We start from the raw sequence: 23,722 nt of genomic DNA, 5'->3' as shown, positions 1-23,722 counted from the left end.
AACGCGGATACAAACGCGGATACAAACGGCTACTAGTGCTGTGACCGCATAGGTTCGCCGGGTTGGTAGTTGGAGCGGTTGGATGGGCGGTGACGTCCGTTCTGATCGCTGGAGGTGTGGTGGCCGAGCCTGTGCGGGTGCGCAGACTGACCGATCAGGAAGGGCAGAAGCTGCAGCAGATCGTGCGTCGGGGCAGTACCAGTTTGGTGCGCTATCGGCGGGCGATGATGCTGCTGGCGTCCGCCGGCGGGAACCGCGTACCGGTGATCGCCCAACTGGTCCAGGCTGACGAGGACACGGTGAGGGAGGTGATCCACCGGTTCAACGAGATCGGCCTGGCCTGCCTGGACCCTCAATGGGCGGGAGGCCGTCCCCGCCTACTCACCCCTGACGACGAAACTTTCGTCATCCAGACGGCCACGACCCGCCCCACCAAGCTCGGCCAGCCCTTCACCCGCTGGTCGATCCGCAAACTCGCCGCCTACCTGCGCCGCGTGCACGGACGCGTCATCCGCATCGGCCGCGAAGCCTTACGGTGCCTGCTCCGCCGCCGCGGCATCACCTTCCAGCGCACGAAAACATGGAAGGAGTCCCCCGACCCCGAACGCGACGCCAAACTCGACCGGATCGAGCACGTCCTGGAGCACTTCCCGGACCGGGTCTTCGCCTTCGACGAGTTCGGGCCCCTGGGGATCCGACCCACCGCGGGCTCCTGCTGGGCGAAACAGGGCAAGCCCGACCGCCTGCCGGCGACCTACCGCCGCACCCACGGCGTCACCTACTTCCACGGCTGCTACACCGTGGGCGACGACCGCCTCTGGGGCGTCAACCGACGTCGCAAAGGCACCGCCAACACCCTGGCCGCGCTCAAGTCGATCCGCGCCGCCCGACCCGACGGAGCCCCGATCTACATCATCCTGGACAACCTCTCCGCCCACACTGGCGCGGACATCCGCCGCTGGGCGAAGAGGAACAAGGTCGAGCTGTGCTTCACCCCGACCTACGCCTCCTGGGCCAACCCGATCGAGGCCCACTTCGGCCCGCTGCGGCAGTTCACCCTGGCCAACTCCCACCACCGCAGCCATCCCGCACAGACCCGGGCCCTGCACCGCTACCTGCGCTGGCGCAACGCCAACGCGCGCCACCCCGACGTACTGGCCGCTCAGCGACGAGAACGGGCCCGCATCCGCAGCGAGAAGGGCATTCGCTGGGGTGGGCGCCCGCTCGTTGGCGCGGCCTGAGAGCACTTCGTGCACTTCGCCTCCGACCCATCGAAGGATCCAGAGGACACTCGTGAGCATCCGTACGACGCATCGCGCTCTGCTGAGCCGTCTGCTGCCCGACGACAAACCGGATGATCTTGCAGTACGGCAGGGGCAATTCCACATCGTGGTCATGGGCTCCGACCGCGTCGTGTGCCTGCCTCGCACCCGGGCAGCGGCTGCCCGGTTACCCCAGCGGGCAGCCGCGCTACACGCACTCGCCGGCCTCGACCTCGGCTTCCGCACACCTGAGCCGCTGCTCCAAGGCAGCGCCCATGGCACCGACGAGGCGCCGTTCCTGGTACTCAGCCGCATTCCCGGGGAACCGCTGGAGACCGACGCCCTCAACGATGCCCAAGTGGTCGACACCGTGGCGGCGCAGTACGCCACGCTGCTGTCCGCTCTGGCCCGTGCCGGCACCGACGAGACGGTACGAGCAGTTCTCCCTCAGGCAGCAGAAGGCCAGTGGCGGCGGTTCGCGGAGAACGTGCGCGCGGAGCTGTTCCCGCTCATGTCCGGCAGCGGACGCCTACGGGCCGAGCGGGAACTCCTAGCACTCGACAATCTTCCCCACCTCACCCGAGGAGTGGTTCATGGCGACCTCGGTGCCGAAAACGTCCTGTGGGAATGGACGCACGGCCTGCCGCACCTTTCCGGAGTACTCGACTGGGACGACGTCACACTCAGCGACCCGGCCGAGGACCTCGCAGCCATCGGCGCCAGCTACGGCCCTGAACTCCTGGAGCGGGTGCTCACCCTGGGCAGCTGGTCAAACCACGGACTCCTCACCCGCATCGCCGCGATCCGCGGCACGTTCGCCCTGCAGCAAGCCCTCTACGCAATCCGCGACGGCGACGAAGAAGAACTCGCGGACGGCCTGGCCGACTACCGCTGAGACACACCGCCACATCCGCTGCATCAAGCACTTCACCGCAACAGCAACCCGGCGAACCTATGCAGTCACAGCACTAGGAACGCTGTACCTAGTCTGCAAGTCGGAAGTAATTTGAAGTCTCATAACCTACGCTGTATGGAGTCTCGCCGCGCTTCGCGTAGGTGAGGGTGAAGCCCCGGCGGTGCGTGGAAGCGAGCCGGGGCCTCACGGCAGAACCGGGCTCAGGTGGCCGTACGGCTACCTGAGCCCCCCTCCGCCACGGAGCGCCATCAGCGCGTCGAGTAGGACCGCAACCGCTTGCGCGAGCTTCAGCCACTTCTCGCCGTCGTCCGGCTCCTCCGGCGGCATGGACCAGTCAGCCACAGGGTGCTCCTGTCTTCCCGGGCCGGGCTCTTGTCCCTGGGTGCAGGGCCGATCCCCGGCCATGCGATCGGCCCTGCAGGAGCCGATCGTGTGGGAAGTGCTAGCTGATCTGTTTGAACGGTACTGCGACCACTAGTGATGAAGAGGAGCAGTTCAGACACTCACCCCCGCCGTTATCAGTCTGTTACGGCGCGGGGGACGTAAGGGGCTGGCTCGTCTACGGTCCGCGGTGACCTACCCGAACCCACCCCCGGAGGATCCCCAGATGCTCGACCTTGACATTGACCGCAATCAGCGCATGGAAGCGCTCGCGGCCGAGCGTAACGCCGCTGTCGCCGAAGCGTTCCCGCTGAAGTTCCGCGGGAGGATCGTGTGCGAACTGCCGACCGAGCTGCCGCTCGACGTGCTGGAGCCTCTGACCCATGTCGCGGTGGACCTAGGGCTGATCGTGCGGACCGCGCTGGACGCCGCCCGTGCCCAGGACCCGCAGGCGGCCACCATGGGCGTGATCGACATGGTGGTGGACCAGCTCATCCTCAACAAGCAGCTGCCCGACCAGGTGATGACGGCCGTGCAGCAGATGGCGGTTCGACTGCTGGGCGAGCAGGGGTTCGCCGACTTCTTCGCGCTGCGGCCGGCGGTGCCGGACATCGTCGCTTTGGCGAAGGGGCTGATGCGGGCGTACGGGCTGCGCCTGGGGGAATCCTCGCCGTCCTCCAGCTCTGTGAGCGGTGGGACGACCTCGACGCCGATCTCGCCCACCACTACCCCGGGTTCGACACCCGTGGAGCCTGGCGGCGGCCCGGCGATCCCGGGTTCGTCGGAGTCCGGCGGCTTCTCGCCCGCGTCGAACGGCTCCCCGCCGATGCTCTGATCCACACCACGCCGGAGCAACGGGCCGACCCGTGGCCGCGGAACTATGAACTGCTCGCGCAGATTCTGGAGGAGATCGCGGTACTGGCGGCCGAGCAGCGCCGGCCGAACCCGCGGGAGGTGCAGCGGCCGGGGTGGGTGACCGGGACGACCGGTAAGACGGGTATCGACCGGGCGTTCGATGTGATGATGGCGACGGCACAGACGATCACGTGAGGGGCGGGGCCGGGACCGTGCGGGTTCCGGCCCCGCGGTGTGCCTGGGGACCACCTTGCCAAGCATGTAAACATGCCCTACAGTTTTATTCGTGAGATCGGGGGTTGCACCCCGGCACCGGCCCCCCAGGAGGAACGAATGACCGCCACGCTCGCCGCGCCGACCCCCACCGCGACCCGCGTCGTCATCGTTCCGTGCGGCGGCAAGAAGGCCGACACCACCACCGCCGTCCCCGCGGCCGACCTGTACGTCGGCTCCTACCACCGGGCCGCGCGCCGCGCCGCCGACACCCTCACCGCGGGCGGCGGCCGCGTGCTGATCCTGTCCGCCCTGCACGGCCTGGTCCCCCTCGACCAGCTCGTCGCGCCGTACGAACTGCGGGCCGGGCAGGCGGGCACCGTCACCGGGGAGACGCTGCACGCCCAGGCCGCCGCCCTGGGCATCACCGACGCCGACGTGACCGTGCTCGGCGGCCGCGCCTACGTCGAGCTGGCCCGCCAGGTGTGGCCGAACCTGAACGCGCCCCTCGCCGGAACGCGCGGCATCGGCGAGCAGATGGCCCGCCTCGCCGCCATCTACAAGCCCACCCCCGCCCGGCAGGCTCCCGCCGCTCCGATCGACCGTGAGGCGCTGTGGCAGTCCTGCCGCGAGCACGCCGAGGCCCGCCACGTCGAACGGCTGGCGAAGGAGGCCCGTCGCCGCGCCGCCTACGTCACCGCCGACACGCTGCGCATCGCCGCCGGTCGCGCCTCGGTCCGCTTCTCCTTCCCCACCGGCGCGGGCGCGGCCAGGGTCGCGGCCCGCATGCGGGCGGCCTGCCGGTTCGCCGCCGCCAACGGTGTCACCACAACCCAGCTTGACGCGGCCACCCTCCAGGCGCACGGCGCCCCAGAGCGGGTCGCCCGCTTCGCTTCCGCGCTGCCGCGCCTGGTCGAGCTGGTCGAGGGCTACACCGCGCTCGTGGTCCGCCACTACGGCCGCTGGGAGCGTCATTCCTCCGCCGCCCGGCACCTGGACGGGGTGAGCGAGGTCGAGCGCCGCGCCCACCTGCGCGCGTTCCGGGCCCGCGCGTTCGACGTCATCGTGGCCACTCTGTTGCGCCCGGACACCGAGCCCGCCCCGCAGCTCGACGGGGACGCGCCGCTGTGGGAGCAGGCCGACGCCATCGCCGCCCAGTACGCCGAATACGGCTGGTTCGACGTCACCGGCAAGGCCGATGACGTCGAGGTCACCCGCCTGCTGGAGACCGCGCTGGTCGACGCCCCGCCCGCCGTCTCTGCCGTGGCGGTTCCGCTGCCCGCCGCCCGGGCCCTCCCCCGTCCGGCCCGCCGTCGTACGGCTGCGCGGCGGGCCCGACGCTCCGCGGCGGCGTTCGACCAGCTCGACCTGTTCGCCGCGTAACCCGGTTACATGGGGGCGGCGGCGAGGAACGACCCGGCGGAGACGCGGACAGTGCCGCCGAACCCCGCCCAGGTGACATCGTCCACGTACAGCACCGCCGACGAGGGCGGGGTGCCGCCCATGCGGACTTCCAGGTAGGCGTCCACCGCCCCGTCCGGGGCGGCGACGTTCAGGACCCGCTGGACCCACACGCCCGCCTCGATCGCGCCGGCCGCGCTGTCCTCCCGGAGGATGTCGCCGTTGCCGTCGTGCCAGCGGACCACAATGCCCGCATCGGCCCACGGTTCGTCCGCCCATAGCCAGGCGCCCGCCTGGTACTGGTAGCCAGGCACGGCGGGCATCTGCCGTCTGAACGTCACCGTCTCGGCGACACCGTCCGGGGTGATCTGCGCTGCACCGCCCCCGGACTGCGGGACGGTGTCGGTGTGAGCGACCTCCCCGCCGTCGACCTGCCATTCGTAGACCTCGAATTCTGCGTCGAACGGCCAGGTAGAGGTCTCCGGTATGCCGCCCGCCTGGACGCTCAACGTGCCCGGCTCGGCCACGTTGAGCGTCCCGGTGAAACGGGCCTGAAAGGACTGGCCGGGTTGGAGCCAGTACCACAGGTCACTCAGCAGGCTGCCGTAGTAGAACGCGGGGTGCATCTCGCTGATGCCGCCGAGGTAGTGCAGCCACGTGTCGATGGCCACCGACGCGGTGGGCCCGAGGAGTTGCGCGCCGGTCGCGATGCGCACGGGGGCGACCGCGGTGAGGGTGAGGACGCCCTGCACCTGGTGCAGGCCCGGCTCAACGTCCACGTGGAGGCCCAGCACATCGGCGTAGTTTTTATCGGCTGGGACCGTCACATCACCGGGTAGGAGGGTATGCCGCCACGGCGACACCGGCCCGGCGGCGCCGCCCGGGACGGCACGGCACAGTCGGCCGTCCGCTCCGGCGTAGACGGCGACGTACCCGGCCTGGGGTGTGGGCGGGGTGGGGAGCTGGGCGAGCTCCAACGGGACGAGATGACGGGACACGGGACACCTCCCGGGTTCAGGAGGTGTGGGCGATGATCACGGCCCGGTAGCCGTTCTGCGTGAGCGGCACCCCGGCCGAGATGGTCACCGTGTTGTCGGTGGTCGCGGCCTTCTTCACGTCCACCTCCTCGTTGGTGGCCACGTCCCACACCTGCACGACGATGGCTTTGGTGCCGAGGCCGTGGGTGATGGTCCAGGTGTTGCCCGCGGCGGCGGGCCCGATGGCTTCGTGGCTCGCCGCACCGCCGCCGGAGGTGAGCGGGAACGGCGAGAAGACGATGCTGGTGGTGCCGACTGTGATGGGGCCGTCCGTGGTGATCCACCACGCGGTGTCGGCGTGGATGGTGCCCTCTTCGACGGTGACCCACAGGCCCGGTGTCACCTCCGTGCCGGTGTCTGCGTCGGCGGTGCGGGTGAGTGGCTGCCCAGCCGCGGCGAAGGCGTACAGGCCGTTCTCGGCGGCCGCGGTCTGGTCTTTGAGGAGTAGCCGGTCGCCGGCGGCGAGGGTGACGCCGTCCAGGGTGGCCGGCGCCGCGGCGACCGGGACGTTGCCGGTGGAGGCGACCCGCACCGACCCCTTGTAGTCCAGGGACGAGATCGCGCCGTTGATGAGGGTCTTGACCTGCCCCCAGGAGGGGACGCCGGTGTCAGCGGTCGCGTCGCCCACGTTGGTGAGCTTGCCGCCGCCCCAGTCGTAGTCTCCGGCGAGCATCTTCTTCACGGCCATGACGGCGCTCCTTAGCTGAGATGGGCTCGGCCGGCGGTCGCCGCGCCGAGGGTGACAATCACCGTCGCGGTGTCCGGGCAGAACACGTTCGCGTCGATCTCGTGGCCGTCGACGTCCTCGACGGCCACGGCGGGGCGGCGGCCGAGGTCGTGGGGGATCGCCCACTCCTTCGCCGGGACGTCCTGGTGGTGGGTGTGGAAGCCGCCGCCGCCGGGTCCGGCCGGGCCGCGCTCCCCCGCCGGGCCGGGTGGTCCTTGCAGGCCGGGCACGCCGACGCGGACGGTCGTGGGCCGGGTGGTGAGGCGGATGATGGTGCGTTGCTCGGTGACGCGGACGATCACGGGATCGGTCACCGGGTCACCCCGGGTTTCACCGTGACCGGGCCCTCGATGAGGAACTGCTCGCGGCCGCTGGGCGCGGTGAGCAGCAGGTCATAGACGGCGCTGGTCCAGGCGAACGTCGCGGTGACGGCGGAGGGGATGAGCAGCGTGATCCGCGCGGCCGGGCCGTCGATGGTGATTCCGCCGGCGCGGGTGTCCAGGTGGTGTAGCAGCGTCGCCGACCCTGCGCAGGGCCGGATGTCCATGCGGGCGGCGTAGCCGGTCAGGACGACCGGGCCGCCGTCGTCTTCGACGTCGAGCTCGTGCTCGAAGGTCGCGCCCTGCTCGATCAGCAGGGGCAGGGTCGCGGCAGTCATGGCCCCGGATGGTGCCAGCGATGCGGCTTTGCGTCGCCTCGTGCGACGTAAGCCCTGGTTTGCGCCACCCTCCTCCCGGCTCATCGGGGGGTGAGGGCGCATGGACGACGGGCTGGGGGGCCTGGACGGCGGCCGGATCGACATCAAGGTCGTCGCGGACCTGTCGGACATCAACGAGGCGCGGCTGCAAAAGGACATCGACCGGCGGACGAAGGCGGTCAAGGCCAAGCTTCAGGCGGAGATCGACGCGCGGCGGGTCGCGGCGACAGCCGACGCGGCCGCCCGGGCGGCGGAGCGGCAGGCCGAGGTCCGACTGCGGGCGACCGTGGACCGGTCGCAGCTGCGCCGTGACCTCGACGGGGTCTCCCGCAGCGATGTGCGGATCCGTTTCACCGCCGAGGTCGACGAGGGGCAGCTACGCGCCGACGTCGATGACGCCGCGCGGGCGGCCGCGGCCACGGTGGAGGTCGGGGCGGACGCGGATCCGGCGCGGGAGGAAGCCGATAGGTTCCGCCGGGACCAGCGGGACCGGCCGGTCACTCTGCCATTCAAGATCGACATGCCGGACCTGTCGAAGGTCGCGGACGTCACGGCGAAACTCGCGACGATCCCCACCATCGCGGCGGGCATCGGGTTCCTGGTCGCGTCGGTGGGGCAGCTCGGCGCCGGCCTGTTCGGACTGGTGTCGGCGGCCGGACAGGCGGCCGGGGCGCTCGCGGTCCTTCCGGCGGCCGCCGGTGCGGCCGTGCAGGGGTTGGCGGGTCTCTTCGTCGGGTTGAAGGGCGTCGGTACCGCGCTGGGGGCGCTGTCGCAGGCTGACCAGCAGTCGGGCGCGTCAGCGGGGGCGGCGGCCGCCGCCCGGGAAGCCGCGGCTCAGCGGGTCGAGCAGGCGGCGGAGCGGATCAAGCAGGCCGAACGGCAGGTGCGCAACAGCCGCGAGGCGGTGATCGACTCCAACCGCGCCGTCCGCGACGCCGAGGAACGCGTCGCCGAGGCGGTCAAAGGGGTGCAGACCGCGCGGGAGAACGCTGGCCGGGTCGCCGAGTCCGTCGCGGACGCTGCTGAGCGGTCCGCCCGTCGCGTCGCGGACGCCGAACGTTCCTACGCCGCGGCGGTCAAGGCGTCCCAGGCGGCGCAGGAAGGGCTGAACGAGGCCCGCAAGGCCGCCAAGGAGCGATTGGAAGACCTTGCGCTGGCGGTCAAGGGTGGGGCGCTGGATGAGGAGTCGGCGCAGATCGGCATCGAGCGGGCCAAGGAGCGCCTGCAGAAGGTCATGAAGGACCCGTTCGCGTCTGACCTGGACAAACGCGAAGCTGATCTTGCCTACCGTCAGGCGTTGCAACGGCTGGAAGAGGTCAAGGAACGCAACGGCGACCTGCGGGAGGAGAAGGCCGACGCCGACGCCCGCGGCGTCGAGGGATCCAAGGAGGTGCAGGCCGCCCAGGAACGCCTGGCGGCCGCACAGGAAAGGATCTTGGACTCCGAGCGTGCCATCGCCGACGCACGCAAAGCCGCGGCCCGGGAAGCCGAGGAGGGCGCTCGGCGGATCGCGGCGGCCGACGAGGCGATCATCGACGCGAAACGTCGGGTACGCGACGCAGAGGAAGCACTGGAGCGGGCCCGACGCTCCCAGCGCAACGCCCGCGAATCCGCCGCCGACGCACGGCTCGCGCTGGAGAAGGCGAAGAAGGAGCAGGAAGCCGCAAAGAAGGCCGCCGCCGCCCCCACCGGCGGCGGCGGTGGCCGGGACCCGGTCGCCGAGGCCCTGGCCAAGCTCACCCCATCGATGCGGGCGTTCGTGCTGTTCCTGCACAACACCGTCCGGCCGGAGCTGACGCGGATCCGGGAAGCGACGCAGGAAGCACTCGCGCCGGGCCTACAGGCCGGGGTGCAGGCGGCGATGCCGCTGCTGGCCACGCTGCGCGGCAACCTCGCCATCACCGGCTCCGCCCTGGGCGGCATCGCCAAGGAGTGGGGGGAGTTCTTCGGCGGCAAGTCCTTCAACGCTGACCTGACGCAGATCATGGGCCGTAACAACCAGGCGCTGGCCCTGTTCGGCAAGGCCGGCACGTCGGCGTTCAAGGGCCTGACCGACGTGTTCGTGGTGCTGTCGCCGTTCGTCGTGAAGTTCGCCGACATGACCGCGAAGGCCGCACAGCGGTTCGCGGAGCTGATGTCGGCCAACCGCGCCGACGGGTCCATGGAGGACTGGTTCGAGCGGGCGTGGGAGGCCGCTTCCAAGCTCTGGCGGCTGCTGAAGAACCTCACGCTCGGGCTGATGTCGCTCGGCAAGGCGGCCGCGCCGTCCGGCAACACGATGATGGAGGACCTGGCGCAAGGCGCTGAGCGGTTCGCCCGCTGGGCCGCGGACCCCGCGACGCAGGCCAAGGCGCAGAGGTTCTTCGACTCCCTGGTGCCGGTGATGCGGGAGCTCGGCGGCCTGTTCAAGGACCTGGGCGGGCTGGCCAAGGACCTGACCCTCAACCTCGACCCGGCCACGCTGGCGGGCACGCTCGGCGTGCTGCGCAGCGTCGTGGAGGTCCTGCGGGATGTCGCCGGCAGCGACGTCGGCGGGGCGATCTTGTCGGTGGTGGGGCCGCTGGGGGCGCTTCTGGCCGTCGTGGCGAAGTTCGGTGGTCTCGGCGCGGCCGTCAAGCTGATGGGGCTGGCGTTGAAGGCGCCGGGCGCGGCGGTCAAGGCCGGCGTCGCCGCGGGGGACTTCCTCGGCGGTCTGGGAGGCAAGGGCCGCGACACCAAGGCGGGCAAGGCCGGGCAGGCGGTCGGCCAGGGCGCCAAGACGGCCGGTGGGGCCGCAGCGAAGGCTGGCAACGCGTTGAAGGACGCGGTCACCTCGATGGTCCAGTCGAACGCGCTCGACGTTTTCGCCGGCAGTCTGGCCACGAAGGTGAAGACGGCGTTCGGCAAGCTGAAGCCCTCGACGCTGTTTTCGAAGATCAACCCGGCGGACCTGGTCGGCAAGGTCAAGACGAAGATCAACCCGGCGTCGTGGTTCTCGAAGATCAACCCGGCGGAGCTACTGTCGTCGGCTGGTGGAGCGGCTGCGAAGGCGGGCAGCACGGTCGCGGGCAAGGTCGGCAACGCCGCCTCCGCGCTGGGCAGCGCGGCCGCGGCCGGCGCGGGCAAGGGTGTGGACCTGGCCAAGGCGGGCGCGGCGAAGGTCGGCCAGTACGGCAAGGCCGCCGCGACGGCCGCGCTCGACGTCGGCAAGCTCGCTCTGGCCTACGGCGCGGTGGCGTTGCAGGCCAGCGGCGCGGCGATCAAGCAGGGCGTCATGGCGATCGCGACCGGCGCGGTGCGGGCGGCGACGGCGGCGTGGACGGCGGTGCAGTGGCTGCTGAACGCTGCCCTGAACGCCAACCCCATCGCTCTGGTGGTCCTGGCGATCGCCGCGCTGGTCGCCGGGGTGCTGTACGCCTACAACAACATCGAGTGGTTCCGCACCGCCGTGGACACCGCGTGGCGGGCCATCTCCACGGCGTTCCAGGTCGCGTGGAACAACGTGATCAAGCCTGCGCTGACCGCGCTGTGGGGGTTCTTGAAGAACACCCTGTGGCCGGCCGTCCAAGGGTTCTGGACGACCGTGGTTCAGCCGACGTGGAACAACATCTCCGCGGCGATCCGCACGGCCTGGGAGGGCGTGATCAAGCCCGCCCTGTCGGCGCTGTGGGGGTTCTTGAAGAACAACCTGTGGCCGACCCTGCAAGCGCTGTGGACGGCCGTGGTGAAGCCCTCGTGGGAGAACATCTCCGGCGCGATCCGCACGGCCTGGGAGAAGCTGATCAAGCCCGCCCTGTCGGCGCTGTGGACGTTCGTGACGAAGACCCTGCCGGACGGCTTCAAGGCCGGTGTCGCCGCGATCGGCAAAATCTGGGAGGGCCTGTCGGCGGTCGCGAAGGTGCCGATCAAGTTCGTCGTCGAAACGATCTACAACAAGGGCATCGCCGCAGCGTGGAACTGGCTGGCCGACCGGGTCGGGTTGGGCCGGTTGCCGACCGTGAACCTCGGGTTCGCCCGCGGCGGCATCGTCCCGGGCGGCTCCTACGGCGTGCTGCCGGGGTACGCGCCCGGCCGCGACACGATGCTCGCCGCCGTCTCCCCCGGGGAGGCGTGGCTGAGGCCGGAAGCGGCGCGGTGGCTGGGGTCGGGGTGGATCAACGCCGTCAACTCCGCGGCGCGCCGCGGATCGCTGCCCCGGTTCGCCGGCGGCGGCGTCGCGAAGAAGGGCGACGGCGACTCCTGGGCGGACTGGTTCAAGAAGGGCGCCGCGTACCTCGCGGAGAGGGTCCTCACACCGTTGAAGACGGCCGCCCGGGCCGGCGCGGGGACGAAGACGGGGTGGCAGCAGATGATCGGCGCGTTCCCGGGGGCGCTGATCGATGGGGTGATCGGCTGGTTCCGCGGCGGCGGCGCCGGGGGGAACAACCCGCCGAGGAAGGCGTACGCGCGCGGCGGCCTGGTCACCGCTGAGGGGTACGGCGTGCTGCCGGGGTATGCGCCGGGCCGCGACACGATGCTCGCCGCGGTATCGCCGGGTGAGGCGTGGCTGAGGCCTGAAGCGGCGCGGTGGCTCGGCACCGAGTGGATCAACGCCGTCAACGACGCGGCGCGGCGCGGCCGGCTGACCCGGTTCGCCGGTGGCGGCGTGGTTGGGGCGAGCTCGGCGGAGCTGTATCAGACGTCGCGGTCGGCGGCGCGGCCCCGTCCCACCGTCTCGCGGGAGAACTCCGGCGGTGGGGGGTCGGCGACGGTGAACGTCTACCCGCAGCCGGGCCAGGACGAATACACGATCGGCACCACGGCCGCGCGGCGGCTCGGTGCGCTGATCCGCTGAGGAGGGGGCGGGTATGGGGCGTATCTGGCAGCGCTACACGCTCGGGGAGTATGAGGACTCCTATGAGGTGGTGTTCCCGCAGGCGCCGAAGCCGGGCAACCGGCTGATCGTCGGCGTGGTGTCCCTGTTCGGGGTGGCGGACCCTTCGGGGTATGCGCTGGTGGCCGAAGACTTCGGGTACGCGCAGGTGTCGGTCTACAGCAAGATCGCAGACGGTTCGGAGACCTCGATCGAGGTGGCCGACACCAATGGGCTCGGCGCGGTCATCCTCTACGCCGAGGAACGTGACGACTGCCCGGATGTGCTGTTTTCGACGTCGGGCTACGTCAACGGCTCCAGCATCAGCCTGGCCAGGGTCACGGTGCCCGCCGCGCAGGGCTACATCTTCGCCGCCGAGGGGCGGATCCCCCCGGCCGACGCGAACGGCTCTTGGACGCCGACGCTGGGCAAAGCCATGGACGTCGGCGGGTTTTCGACCACGCAGGTACGAGCCCAGTTCTACGGGGCGGCGCTCGGCGCGGCCGGGCAGCGCACCTACAAGGGCACCTACTTCAGCAGCGGCTTCACCGGGGTTGCACTGGCGGGGTTCGGCGTCGTGGACCCTGAGGCTCCGAGCATGCCGCCCGGCCTGCACACCACGGCGGTGACCGACACCTCCGCGGCCATCGCGTGGGACGCCGCATCCGACAACGTCGGCGTCACCGGCTACGGCCTGTACCTCGACGGGGTGCGCAAGGCAGAGCAGGCCGGGCGGGCGTACACCTTCACCGGCCTGACGAAGGGTCAGACCTACGAGATCGGGGTCGACGCGCGGGACGCGGCGGGCAACCGGTCGCCACGGTCAACGATCACCGTGCTCGCCGTCACCGACCTCGCGGCGCCCACCACGCCGGAGGGGCTGCGGCTGGTCGAGGTGGCGCACACCAGCGCCACGATCGCATGGGACGCCGCATCCGACGACGTGGCGCTGGCCGGGTACGGCCTGTACCTCGACGGGGTGAAGAAGGCTGAGCAGCCGGAGCTGACGTATGTGTTCGACGGGCTCGGGCGTGGCCGCGCGTACGTCGCCGGGGTGGATGCGGTGGACACCTCGGGCAACCGCTCCCCCGTCGTCACGCTGCCGTTCACCACGCTGGCCGACAACCTGCCCGGCGCGCCGCCCGGGGTGACCGCCACCCCGGGGGTGGAGGAGGTGACGCTGGCGTGGCGGCCGGCCACCGACGATCTGGGCATCGCCCGCTATGAGGTGCTGCTCGATGGGGAGGTGACCGGCGCCACGGCGACGCTGGGCTACGTCGTTGAGGGGTTGGACCCCGAGAGCACCTACCTGGTGGGGGTGCGGGCCGTCGACGACGGCGGCGGCCGCGGCCCCACCGTCGAGGTGGAGGTGACGACGCGGCCGGCGGACTGGGTGGCGATCGCGACGCCGGTGTACCGGCTGGAGGGGTGGACGGGCAACGCCCGCGATGCCCACGGCGTCGACTGGGTCGTGGAGTCTGAGGAGGGGTGGTCGTCCACCGCGGGGGTGCTGCCGTTGGACGCGGAGTCCGATTCGGCGGACGGCGGGTTTTCCGGGCCGGGCACGTTCGGCGCGCGGATGATCACGTTGGAGGGGGTGGCGGTCGCGCCGTCCCGGGCCGCGATGCTCGCGGCGCAGGAGCGGATCACCGCGGCGCTGTACCCGCGGCAGCTCGGCACGCTGCGGGTGCAGGAGGTGGGGCTGACCCGGCAGGTGCGGGTCCGCCTGGCCGGGCAGGTGGAGATCACCGACCAGGGTTCGACGGCGTTCGGGTGGGCGGTGCCGCTGCTGGCGCCGGATCCGCGGCGTACGGCGGTGCGGCCCCTCTACACCGAGGCGGCGATCGAGACGCTGCCGGGGTCGGTGTCAGCACAGGTGTTCATGAGCGGCGACTACCGGTGGATTCCTGCGCGGATCCGCCTGTGGGGGCCCATCCGGAACTTCACTCTCACCCATGAGGAGACCGGGCTGGTCATCCGGTCCAAGCCCGGCACGGTGCTGCCGGCTGACTCCCGCTACAGCCTCGACATCGATCTGGCGACGCGGATGGTGTTGGCGTACGTGCCGCCGGACGTCTACCCCGAGCCGCGGCCCGGCCGGGGAGTGCTGGGGAGTTTCCCGGCGCGGTTCGCACTGCAGAACGGGCCCAACACGATCACGTTGGCCGGGGAGGCGGTGGCTGGGGAGGTCGGCCACCCGCGGATGGTGATCCAGGCGTGGGACGCCTGGCGGTGACGGGGCGGCGACGTTAGCGGCGGCGGGCGGCATACTCCGCCCCGCTGAGCTGAGGAAGTGGGTGGGGGTATGGCCAGATACACCGCGAGCGCCGACGATGTCGCATCCGGCACCGCGTCGAAGACGATCCTGCAGATCACCAACCCTGCGACGAATCCCGCGTCGCACCGGATCGCGATCTATGGCTACCGGGTGTCGTACCGGGGCACCGCCAGTACGGCGCAGCCGGTGCGGACGCTCATCGCCCGGCAGAGCACCGCCGGCGCCGGCGGCGTCAACGTGCCGGTCGCCAAGCTCGACCCGTCCAGCCCGGACTCGGCGATGACCGCGGTGAAGGGTCCGGCCGCGGCCTGGGCGACAGAGCCGACGTTGGGTGACATCTGGTCGGCACAGCGGCTCCACCCGCAGTCCGGGATGGGCGAGTTCATTCCGCTGGGCGATGAGGTGATCGTCGCGCCGGGCGGTTGGCTGGCCGTCGTGGTCGTCGCGGCCGCCACGGTGGATGTGACCGCGCAGCTGTACTGGCGTGAGGGCCACTGATGGGCGCGCTGGTCGAGGACTTCGACGACACCACTTACGTGGTGAGCGTGACCGGCACCTGGGCGCGCAGCACCATCACCCCCTACCAGGGCGCCGGGTGCCTTCGGAGCAAAACCATCACTGACGGTGACAAGAGCGAAGCGACGGTGACCGTGCCCGCCACGGCGACCGCGGTGCAGTTCTGGTACCGGGTGTCATCGGAAGCGACCTACGACACCTTCCAGTTCTTCATCAACGGCGTCGAGAAAACCGAGGTGAAGGCGTCCGGTGAGGTGGAGTGGACGCAGTCGCCGGTGTTCCCCGTCTCAGCGGGCAACACGCTGCTGTTCCGCTACTCCAAGGACACCACCTCCAAGGCGGGGGAGGATGCGGCCTACATCGACGAGTTGACGTTCACCATCCCCGACGCGCCGCTGGCACCGCGGATCAACACCGCGGCGGCGCTCATCCGCGCGTCCCGCTGGTGAGGTGACATGGCTCGTTTCGGCCGGGCTTTCCCCGCCCCGCTGCGGCTCGTAGCGCCGCCGCTGTCGACGCTGCCGCCGGGCCCGGTGAACCTGCGCGTGACCGCGGCCGCGCCGACGCAGGTGACGGTGGCATGGGACCCGCCCCCGGATGCGGGTGTACTCGGGTTCGGGGTGTGGTTGGACGGCGTCCGCCAGGGCGGCGACCAGACGGGGACAACGTTCGTCTTCTCGGGGCTGGTGGAGGGCCGCACCTACCTGGTCGAGGTGGACGCCGCCGCCGAGCAGGGCCGCTCCGACCGGGTGCCGCTCACGGTGACCACACCGGATGTGACCTCCCCCGCCGTGCCGGAGGGCCTGGCCGTGACGGGCAGGACCAGAACCACGCTGACGGTGTCGTGGTCGCCGTCCTCCGACAACGTCGCCGTCGCCGGGTACGGCATACGGCTGGACGGCGTTTCGTACGGCGACCAACCCGGGACGACGCGGACGTTCACCGGGCTGGCCGCCGGCCGGACGTACCGGGTCGAGGTGGACGCGGTCGACACCTCCGGCAACCGGTCCGCGGCCGCCCTGCTGGAGGCGGGCACCGCACCCGACCTTCCCCCCGGAGCGCCGCCGAACCTCCGCATCACCGACCTGACGTACACCTCGTTCGCCGTGGCGTGGGACGAAGCTGCTGATGAGGATCCCGTCACCGGCTACGACGTCGAGTTCGACGGCACGCTCGTGGCGACCAACCAGGCCGCCCGGATCGCGTCGTTTCCCGGCCTGGTGGAGAACACGACCTACACCGTGCGGGTGTCGGCCGTTGACCAGCTCGGGCAGCGCACCATGTCGCCAGCGGAGCTGGTGGTGCGGACGCTCGATGACACCCCGCCCACCACGCCGGAGGTGACAGCGGCGGCCGGAGAGGAAACCATCACCGTCGCCTGGACAGCCTCGACAGATGACTTCGGGGTGGTCGGCTACCGGATCGACGTCGACGGGGTGGCGGTGCATTCCACGCCGGGCGTGGACCACACGGTGGACGGGCCGGTGACGAGGCGGCACACCATCACGGGCCTGGTGGCCGGCGCGGAGTACGCGGTGCGGGTCGCCGCGGTGGACGCGCTGGGCCAGGAGTCGGCCGACAACACGGTCATGGTGGCGACGACGCCGACGCCGTTCGCGCCGATCGACACGCCCGTCTACCGGGTGGGGGCGTGGGCGGGAAACGTGCGGGACGCCTACGGCGTGGACTGGGTGGTGGAGAAAGCCTCCGGGTGGGCGTCGACGCCGCCGGTTCGGCCCCGCTCGGCGTCGCTGGGCGGCGTGGATGGGGCGTGGGCGGGCGCCGGCCAGTACGGTTCGCGGATGATCACGTTGGAGGGGGTGGCGGTCGCACCGTCCCGGGCCGCGATGCTCGCGGCCAAGCGGCGCATCTCGAGTGTGTTGGAGCCGCGGGAGGTCGGCACGCTACGGGTGGAGGATGCGTTACGGACTCGGCAGGCGCGGGTCCGCCTGGCCGATCAGGTCAGCGTCACCGATGAGGGGACGGTGGCGTTCCGGTGGGCGCTGACGTTGAAGGCGCCGGATCCGCGGCGGTACGCCGTCGCGCCGGTGTCGGCATCGGCGGTCGTGCCGGACCTGCCGGGGGAGGCGTCGCTGACGTTGACGATGGCGGGCACCTACCCGCAGATTCCCGCGCGGCTCAGGTTGTACGGGCCGGTGCGGGACTGGACGATCACCCACCAGGAGTCGGGGACAGTGATGCGGGCCATGACCGGCTCGTCGCTGCCCGCCGACCCCCGATACAGCCTGTCATTTGACCTGGCGACGCGGCAGGTGTGGGCGTACGTGCCGCCGGAGATCTACCCTGCGCCCCGGCCGGGCCGCTCAGCGGTGGCGCACCTGCCGGCGTGGTTCATGCTGCTGCCCGGGGTAAACACGCTCACCGTGGCTGGGCAGCCCGTCGCGGGCGCTTCCGGTGGGCCGCGGCTGGTCGTCGAAGCGTACGACGCCTGGGTGTAGCCCTCTCCCGCCCCCTCCTGGCCCGGGGGCAGACAAGATAAACGTCAGAGGGGGCAACGATAGTCGGCACATGCGACAGAACCAACGCACTGTCCGGTATCCGGCTGAGAGGCGGCACCGCCGGCCCGCCGCCCCCGGTCAGGCCTCCCCGGCCGGGCCATTGACTGCTTCCCTCCGGATCAAGCGGCCCCTTCCCTCCGACGTCATCTTCACGAGCCACCCATCCGGCCATGAATGACGCTTCGCGGGGTTGAGCACCGTAGCCCCATTGAACCAGGCGTCCTTGGTGAAGGTCGCCCCGCGGAACCAGATGCCCCCGTCGAACCGGGTGTCCCCAGAGAAGGTCACCCTGTCGAACCGGGCGACCTCGGTGAAGGTCGCCTCGTCGAACGAGGCGTCCCCGGTGAAGGTCGCCCCGGTGAACCGGGCGTCCCCGGTGAAGGTCGCTTCGTCGAACGAGGCGTCCCTGGCGAAGGTCGCCCCGTCGAACGAGGCGTCCCTGGTGAAGGTCGCCCCGATGAACCGGGTGTCCCCGGTGAAGGTCGCCCCGGTGAACCGGGTGTCCCCGGTGAAGGTCGCCCCGTTGAACCAGGCGATCCCGGTGAAGGTCACCGTGCTGAACCAGGCGGTCCCGGTGAAGGTCGCCTTGCTGAAGACGGCTGTGGCGACGTGGCCGCTGGTCAGGCCGAAGTCGATGAGGATGGCGCCGGTCAGGTCCAGTCGCATCCCCTCCCAGAAGGCCGGCGCGGCTGGGAGGGTGGAGCGCTGGTCGGCGGGGCGGTAGTCGCGCAGGTGATCGGTCAGGACGCGCTGTGCGGTCAGCCGCACCTGCAGCTCGCCCTCCCGGTCGCCGTTCTCCTGCCGCGGCACGGGTTCGGCGGGCAGGGCGACGCCGGCGCGGGCGGCCTGGTAACGGCGCCGGGCCGCCCGCAACGCCTCCTTGCGGTCCCGCTCGGGATCGGAGGTGGGTACGGGTTCGGGCGGGGAGTACGGCATGCGCAGGTAGGCGCAGATCACGTTGACGATGGTCTGCCGGTGGCCGGGGTTGTCCTGGGCCAGGCGCTCCAGGGCGTACAGCCCGCCCAGCCGCACCGCGGCCTTGTCGCTGCCGAGCTGCTCGACGGCCTTGGTGTACAGGTCGGTCACCCGGCGCTCGGTGGCGTCGTGCTTGGTGTTCTCAGCCACCTGCTCGGCCAGCGCGGCGTTGCGTTCGGCGAGGTAGGCAGTGACGTGCGCGGCGTGCTCCTGGTGGCGCTGACGGCGGAAGGCCAGCATCAGCGTGACCGCCGCACCGACCCCGGCGCCGGCCGCCAACGCGGTCTGAATCGCACCCTGGCGGGCGGTGGCCTCAGCCGCGCTCCACCCGGCCCCCAGCAGCAGCCAGGCCACCCCGCCGACCACACCGCCCACCAGCAGCGTGACCGGCACGATCCACCACGCGGCCGGCCGGGGAGTACGCAACTGCGGCGGAACCACCTCCGCCGCGGCGACAGGCACATCGACTGGGGTGGAGCGGGGGAACGGTAGTAACGGCATGCCTCCCATTCCAGCCGCCCGCGGCCCGCCCTCGCCGGGACGGCATCTGATCGTTACCGGAGTGGATCGGACGGTATCTGCACACTGTCCGGTATTCCGCTCAGGGGTGCCGCCAGCCCGTCGGCCCCGGGGCCGGGTCGCCGTCTGTCTCCTCTCGGACCAGGCGGGCCGCGCCTTCCGGTATCGTCTCCAGCCGCCACCCCTTCGGCCACACATGATTGGCCGTCGGATCGACCACCACAGCCTCGTCAAACCGGGCGTTCCTGGTGAAGGTCGCCCTGGTGAACGTGGCGTTCCCGGTGAAGGTCGCCCAGTTGAACGTGGCGTCCCCGGTGAAGGTCACCTCGTCGAACAGGGCGTCCCTGGTGAAGGTCGCCCTGTCGAACGTGGCGTCCCCGGTGAAGGTCACCTCGTCGAACAGGGCGTCCCTGGTGAAGGTCGCTCCGTCGAACCAGGCGTCCCCGGGGAAGGTCGCCCCGCCGAACCAGGCGTTCAAGATGAAGCGCGCCATCGTGAACGTGGCGTCCCCGGTGAAGGTCGCCCGGTTGAACGTGGCGTTCCTGGCGAAGGTCGCCCTGTAGAACGTGGCGTTCCCGGTGAAGGTCGCCATAGTGAACGTGGCGTCCTTGGGGAAGGTCACCTCGTCGAACAGGGTGTCCCCGGTGAAGGTCGCCCTGTCGAACGCGGCGTCCCTGGTGAAGGTCACCCCGCGGAACCAGGCGTCCCCGATGAAGGTCGCCTCGTCAAACCGAGCGTCCCCGGTGAAGGTCGCCCTGGTGAACGTGGCGTCCTCGGTGAAGGTCGCCTCGTCGAACCAGGCGTCCCCGATGAAGGTCGCCTCCTTGAAGACGGTCTCGGTGGCATGGCCGCTGTTCAGGTTGAAGTCGATGAGGGTGGCGCCGGTCAGGTCCAGGCTCATCCCCTCCCAGAAGATCGGCGGGGTCGGGAGGGTGGAGCGCCGGCCGGCGGGACGGTCGTCGCGGAGGTGGGTGGTCAGGATGCGCTGGGCGGTCAGCCGCACCTGCAACTCGCCCTCCCGATCGCCGTCCTCCTGCTGCGGCGCGGGGTCGGCGGGCAGGACGACGCCAGCGCGGGCGGCCCGGTAGCGGCGCCGGGCCGCCCGCAACGCCTCCCCGCGGTCCCGCTCGGGATCAACGGCGGGCGCGGGCTCAGGAGGGGTGTACGGCATGCGCAGGTAGGCGCAGATCACGTTGACGATGGTCTGCCGATGGCCGGGGTTGTCCTGGGCCAGTCGTTCCAGCGCGTACAGGCCGGCCAGGCGGACGGCGGCCTTGTCGTGGCCGAGCTGCTCAGCGGCCTTGGTGTACAGGTCGGTCACCCGCCGCTCGGTGGCGTCGTGCGTGGCGTGTGCGGCGGCGATCTCCTGCTGCCGCTGCCGCCGGAACGCCAGCATCAGCGTGACGGTGGCCCCGACCCCGGCGCCGGCGGCCAGCGCGGTGCGCAGGATCTCCCCCCGCGTGGCGCCGGCCCCGGCTGATCCGGGCGACCCCGGAGCTAGGACGGTCAAGGCCGGATCGTTCAGCAGCCACCACAGGGTGCCGCCCACCGCCGCACCGATCAGCACGACCACTGGAATGATCCACCAAGCCGCCGAGCGCGGCACACGCATCACCGGCAAAGCGGTGACCACGGCGGTGGAGCGGTGGACACGGCGCCACGGAAGTAACGGCATCCCCCCATTCCATCCGCCCGCCGCCTGCCCCTAGGCGGCTGGTATCCGATCGTTACCGGAGCGGATCGGACACCTCAAACGAGCCGGGTTCGGCGGGTTGCCGGCCGCGCCGGCCAGACTGCTCCGGTGACCTACACCGCCCCCCAGATCCGCGCCATGGTCGCCCACATCGAGACCTGCACCGAGTGCGGCGACGACGCTGAGACCCCCGGGGTTGGGGAGCAGCGGGACAGCGGTTAGCGGTACCAAGCGGCACAATGGACCGTGTGGCACTGGCCGTTGCCCTTTTAGCGTTTATCTTGTCTGTCCTTCTGGGGGACGTTAGCCGGGCGTTTCGCCATGATCAGCGCCGCTTTCGCTGCGCGGCCGAGGGGGCTGATCATGGGCATCGTCCAGGAGAAGGTGTACGCGACACAAACACAATCCAGCAGCCACACCGTGTCGTTCAGTCCGACGTCGAACGGACAACGGATCGTGGCGTTCGTGTTCTCCTACGCCGGCGTGAATAGCGTCTCGGCGGGATACGAGTCGCACGAATGGGCGTCCAACACGATCGGCGTCCGCCTCTACAGCAAGGTCTCCAGCGGCGGTGACTCATCTTTCACCGTGTCCTTGGGCAACGCCTCCGACCGGCTGTTCATCTGGATCTACGTGCTGGAGGGCGCGCCGGTCTACCACGGGTCCCGCAGCGGCGTCTCGACGGGATCGATGTCGCTGTCGGTGACGAACATCCCGGACGGCTGCGTCATGCTGGGCGGCTTCTCCCAGTACGTGACGAACGTCGATAACGGGTCAGCGAACTGGCCCAGCGGGTTCTCCAGCCGGGGCACCGCGTGGCGCGACTGGACCGAAAGCGGCGTCGCCCGGCGGGTGTGGTCCTCGACCTCGGCCAACGAGTACGTCGGCTCGTCGGTGTCGATCTCCCAGGCGCTGGTGTCGGGCAACGCCGGCGTCTCCTACGCGTGGGCGTTCGGCCTGTTCGGGCCGCCGGAGGACACTGAGCCGCCCACGGTGCCGGCGAACCTGCGGTTGACGGGCATGACACCGACGTCGGTGACGGTGGCGTGGGATGCCTCCTCCGACAACTCCGGGGTCGCCGGGTACACGACGTACCTGAACGGGGTGGAGAAGACCTCCACGAGCGGCCGCACGGCGACGTTCTCGGGGCTGACGCCGGGAGTGTCGGTCACGGTGCAGGTCGACGCCTACGACAGTCTGGGCAACCGGTCGGAGAAGGCCGAGCTCGTCGTCACGCCGATCAACGACACCACGCCGCCGCTCACCCCCGTCATCAAGGTGACCGCGCTGGCCGCGGGCAGGATCACGGTCGGGTGGGACACCCCGTACGACCAATCCGTGGTCGTGTCGTACGGGGTGTACCTGAACGGGGCGAAGAGGGCTGAGCAGGCCGGGCGGACGTACACCTTCAGCGGGCTGACGGCCGGCGCGGTCTACACGATCGGCGTCGATGCGCTCGACCTGCTGGGCAACCGGTCGGCGAAGGGCACGCGAACGGTGCGGGCCCAGGCCGACACCACGCCGCCGACGCTGCCGGGCAGCGTGCAGGTCGTCGCGACGTCGAAGACCGCGATCACGCTGGCGTGGAACGCCTCGACCGACGACAACGTCGGCGTCACCGGGTACGGCCTGTACCTGGGCGGGCTGCGCATCGCGGAAGTGCCGTCGCGGGTCTACACCTTCACCGGCCTCACCCCCGGGGTGGCGTACACGGTCGGCGTCGATGCGACCGACGAGCTCGGCAACCGCTCCAACCGGGTCATGCTCCAGGCCACCACGCTGGCCGACCTGAGCGGGGCGGCGCCGCCGTACGAGTACGTCCTGTACGACTGGGACTCCCACCTGCCGCTCGATTCTCTGCCGTTGCAGAACGTCTCGTTCGAGGTCACGTTGGGCGGCGGCGGCACCCTGTCGGCCGACATCCCGCTGTATGACGCCGCGTACACCATCGGCCGGGTCGCCGCGGCGACAAGGCCTGAGCGGACCATGATCATGGTGTATCGGGGTGAACAGCTCGTGTGGGGCGGGCGGATCATCGACCCGCAGGATTACGACTCTGAGACCGGGGTGCTGAAGGTCACCGCGGAGGAAGTCGTGGGCATCTACGGGCACCGCTACGTCGCGTTCACCGGGCCCCGCATAGCGACCGTGGCGGATACGGAAGTGACGTGGCTGCTGGAGCACGCTTCGGCGGCCGCGGATCGGCGGTGGCTGACCTTCGAGGGCGTCGCCGGGTCCGGGACGCCGGTGGACCGCGAATATCGGGCGGAGGACTTCGAGCGGATTCTGGACAAGGCGGCGGAGGTCGCGGCCGCGCCGGGCGGGTTCGACTGGTGGGTGAAGCCGTCATGGGACGCCACCGCCGACCGGCCCCGGTTCGTGCTGCGCCGCATCAACCGAGACACCCCACCCGACACCGGCCTGACCCTGGAGTTCCCCGGCAACGTGCGCCGCTTCAAGCGGTCCACGCGGCGAGGGCTGGTGACGCGGACGTGGGGGCAGCTTCGCCGGCCGGACGGCGGAGTGATGCTGTCGTCAGTCACCCGAGACGATCTGCTGGCGGACGGGTGGCCCCTGATCGAGGAGGCATGGCAGTTCGACGGACTCACCTCGCAGGCGGCGCTGGACGCCGAGACGCGGCGGGCATCGGACGCGTCCGCGGGTGCCAAGCAGTTGTTCGAGTTCGATCTGGCGATCACCTCGGATGTGCGGTGGTGGCAGTGGGAGCTCGGCGGCGCCGCGCGGGTCGTGGTGACCGATCACCTGTATCCGGCGTTGCCGGACGGCTCCCCGGGCCTGGACCGGGTCATGAAGATCGTCAGCCTGAAGGTGCAGCCCGACTCGACTGAGGGTGAGCTGGTGACCGTGACGACGGGCGAGCACACCGTCGCCGTCGACTAGG

The 23,722-nt window shown here is 70.8% G+C and carries 16 protein-coding genes; 10 read left to right on the top strand and 6 right to left on the bottom strand.

Going from position 1 to position 23,722, the window contains the following annotated elements:
- Positions 1-119: 119 nt before the first annotated feature.
- From HDA43_RS33745 to HDA43_RS33730, 4 genes are all read left to right on the top strand, one after another.
- A complete protein-coding gene (locus HDA43_RS33745) occupies positions 120-1,241 on the top strand; it encodes an IS630 family transposase (RefSeq protein ID WP_312873681.1) in 1,122 nt (373 codons plus the stop codon).
- 52 nt (positions 1,242-1,293) lie between these two features.
- Positions 1,294-2,157, top strand: a complete 864-nt coding sequence (gene vph / locus HDA43_RS33740) for a viomycin phosphotransferase (RefSeq protein ID WP_179829050.1) — start codon at positions 1,294-1,296, stop codon at positions 2,155-2,157.
- Positions 2,158-2,785: 628 nt separating this feature from the next.
- Positions 2,786-3,394, top strand: coding sequence for a hypothetical protein (locus HDA43_RS33735; protein WP_179829048.1), 609 nt, complete (start codon positions 2,786-2,788; stop codon positions 3,392-3,394).
- A 353-nt stretch (positions 3,395-3,747) separates the two neighbouring features.
- Entirely contained in the window at positions 3,748-5,010 is a 1,263-nt protein-coding gene (locus tag HDA43_RS33730; RefSeq protein WP_179829046.1) for a DUF6884 domain-containing protein, read from the top strand.
- 5 nt (positions 5,011-5,015) lie between these two features.
- Here the strand turns inward: HDA43_RS33730 and HDA43_RS33725 are convergent, their stop codons facing one another.
- From HDA43_RS33725 to HDA43_RS33710, 4 genes are all read right to left on the bottom strand, one after another.
- On the bottom strand, positions 5,016-5,855 hold the full coding sequence (locus HDA43_RS33725) for a hypothetical protein (RefSeq protein WP_179829044.1): 840 nt from the start codon (positions 5,853-5,855) through the stop codon (positions 5,016-5,018).
- A 187-nt stretch (positions 5,856-6,042) separates the two neighbouring features.
- Entirely contained in the window at positions 6,043-6,753 is a 711-nt protein-coding gene (locus tag HDA43_RS33720) for a hypothetical protein (protein ID WP_179829043.1), read from the bottom strand.
- 11 nt (positions 6,754-6,764) lie between these two features.
- Positions 6,765-7,106 carry a hypothetical protein gene (locus tag HDA43_RS33715; protein WP_179829041.1) on the bottom strand — a complete coding sequence of 114 codons (342 nt, stop codon included), beginning with the start codon at positions 7,104-7,106 and terminating at the stop codon, positions 6,765-6,767.
- Complete coding sequence (locus tag HDA43_RS33710) at positions 7,103-7,450, bottom strand: hypothetical protein (protein WP_179829039.1); 348 nt, start codon at positions 7,448-7,450, stop codon at positions 7,103-7,105. Before HDA43_RS33710 ends, HDA43_RS33715 begins: the two co-directional genes overlap by 4 nt.
- Before the next feature lie 100 nt (positions 7,451-7,550).
- Here HDA43_RS33710 and HDA43_RS33705 point away from each other — a divergent pair, with 100 nt between their 5' ends.
- The 5 genes from HDA43_RS33705 (at position 7,551) to HDA43_RS33685 (ending at position 17,573) form a co-directional block, all read left to right on the top strand.
- A complete protein-coding gene (locus tag HDA43_RS33705; protein ID WP_179829038.1) occupies positions 7,551-12,302 on the top strand; it encodes a hypothetical protein in 4,752 nt (1,583 codons plus the stop codon).
- Between the two features lie 13 nt (positions 12,303-12,315).
- On the top strand, positions 12,316-14,556 hold the full coding sequence (locus HDA43_RS33700) for a fibronectin type III domain-containing protein (RefSeq protein WP_179829037.1): 2,241 nt from the start codon (positions 12,316-12,318) through the stop codon (positions 14,554-14,556).
- A 69-nt stretch (positions 14,557-14,625) separates the two neighbouring features.
- A complete protein-coding gene (locus HDA43_RS33695) occupies positions 14,626-15,096 on the top strand; it encodes a hypothetical protein (protein WP_179829036.1) in 471 nt (156 codons plus the stop codon).
- Positions 15,096-15,563, top strand: coding sequence for a hypothetical protein (locus tag HDA43_RS33690; protein WP_179829035.1), 468 nt, complete (start codon positions 15,096-15,098; stop codon positions 15,561-15,563). Before HDA43_RS33695 ends, HDA43_RS33690 begins: the two co-directional genes overlap by 1 nt.
- A gap of 6 nt (positions 15,564-15,569) precedes the next feature.
- Positions 15,570-17,573 (top strand): fibronectin type III domain-containing protein, encoded by a 2,004-nt coding sequence (locus HDA43_RS33685; protein ID WP_179829034.1) that lies wholly within the window; start codon positions 15,570-15,572, stop codon positions 17,571-17,573.
- Between the two features lie 138 nt (positions 17,574-17,711).
- Here the strand turns inward: HDA43_RS33685 and HDA43_RS34560 are convergent, their stop codons facing one another.
- Positions 17,712-19,034: a pentapeptide repeat-containing protein gene (locus HDA43_RS34560; protein ID WP_218912945.1), complete on the bottom strand. Its 1,323-nt coding sequence runs from the start codon at positions 19,032-19,034 to the stop codon at positions 17,712-17,714.
- A gap of 175 nt (positions 19,035-19,209) precedes the next feature.
- Complete coding sequence (locus tag HDA43_RS33675) at positions 19,210-20,802, bottom strand: pentapeptide repeat-containing protein (RefSeq protein WP_179829033.1); 1,593 nt, start codon at positions 20,800-20,802, stop codon at positions 19,210-19,212.
- 381 nt (positions 20,803-21,183) lie between these two features.
- Here HDA43_RS33675 and HDA43_RS33670 point away from each other — a divergent pair, with 381 nt between their 5' ends.
- On the top strand, positions 21,184-23,721 hold the full coding sequence (locus HDA43_RS33670; protein WP_179829032.1) for a fibronectin type III domain-containing protein: 2,538 nt from the start codon (positions 21,184-21,186) through the stop codon (positions 23,719-23,721).
- Position 23,722: the final 1 nt, after the last annotated feature.

It is taken from the genome of Streptosporangium sandarakinum, from assembly GCF_013409935.1.
GTDB lineage: Bacteria > Actinomycetota > Actinomycetes > Streptosporangiales > Streptosporangiaceae > Streptosporangium > Streptosporangium nondiastaticum.
Note: the sequence above shows the minus strand (reverse complement) of the source record. Positions and strands in the feature narration are given on the sequence as shown.

Excerpts from the sequence above, each read along its gene's own strand:
- HDA43_RS33735 (WP_179829048.1), top strand. The coding sequence starts at position 2,786 with ATGCTCGACCTTGACATTGACCGCAATCAGCGCATGGAAGCGCTCGCG.
- HDA43_RS33730 (WP_179829046.1), top strand. The coding sequence starts at position 3,748 with ATGACCGCCACGCTCGCCGCGCCGACCCCCACCGCGACCCGCGTCGTC.
- HDA43_RS33720 (WP_179829043.1), bottom strand. The coding sequence starts at position 6,753 with ATGGCCGTGAAGAAGATGCTCGCCGGAGACTACGACTGGGGCGGCGGC.
- HDA43_RS33710 (WP_179829039.1), bottom strand. The coding sequence starts at position 7,450 with ATGACTGCCGCGACCCTGCCCCTGCTGATCGAGCAGGGCGCGACCTTC.
- HDA43_RS33705 (WP_179829038.1), top strand. The coding sequence starts at position 7,551 with ATGGACGACGGGCTGGGGGGCCTGGACGGCGGCCGGATCGACATCAAG.
- HDA43_RS33700 (WP_179829037.1), top strand. The coding sequence starts at position 12,316 with ATGGGGCGTATCTGGCAGCGCTACACGCTCGGGGAGTATGAGGACTCC.
- HDA43_RS33695 (WP_179829036.1), top strand. The coding sequence starts at position 14,626 with ATGGCCAGATACACCGCGAGCGCCGACGATGTCGCATCCGGCACCGCG.
- HDA43_RS33690 (WP_179829035.1), top strand. The coding sequence starts at position 15,096 with ATGGGCGCGCTGGTCGAGGACTTCGACGACACCACTTACGTGGTGAGC.
- HDA43_RS33685 (WP_179829034.1), top strand. The coding sequence starts at position 15,570 with ATGGCTCGTTTCGGCCGGGCTTTCCCCGCCCCGCTGCGGCTCGTAGCG.
- HDA43_RS33675 (WP_179829033.1), bottom strand. The coding sequence starts at position 20,802 with ATGCCGTTACTTCCGTGGCGCCGTGTCCACCGCTCCACCGCCGTGGTC.
- HDA43_RS33670 (WP_179829032.1), top strand. The coding sequence starts at position 21,184 with ATGGGCATCGTCCAGGAGAAGGTGTACGCGACACAAACACAATCCAGC.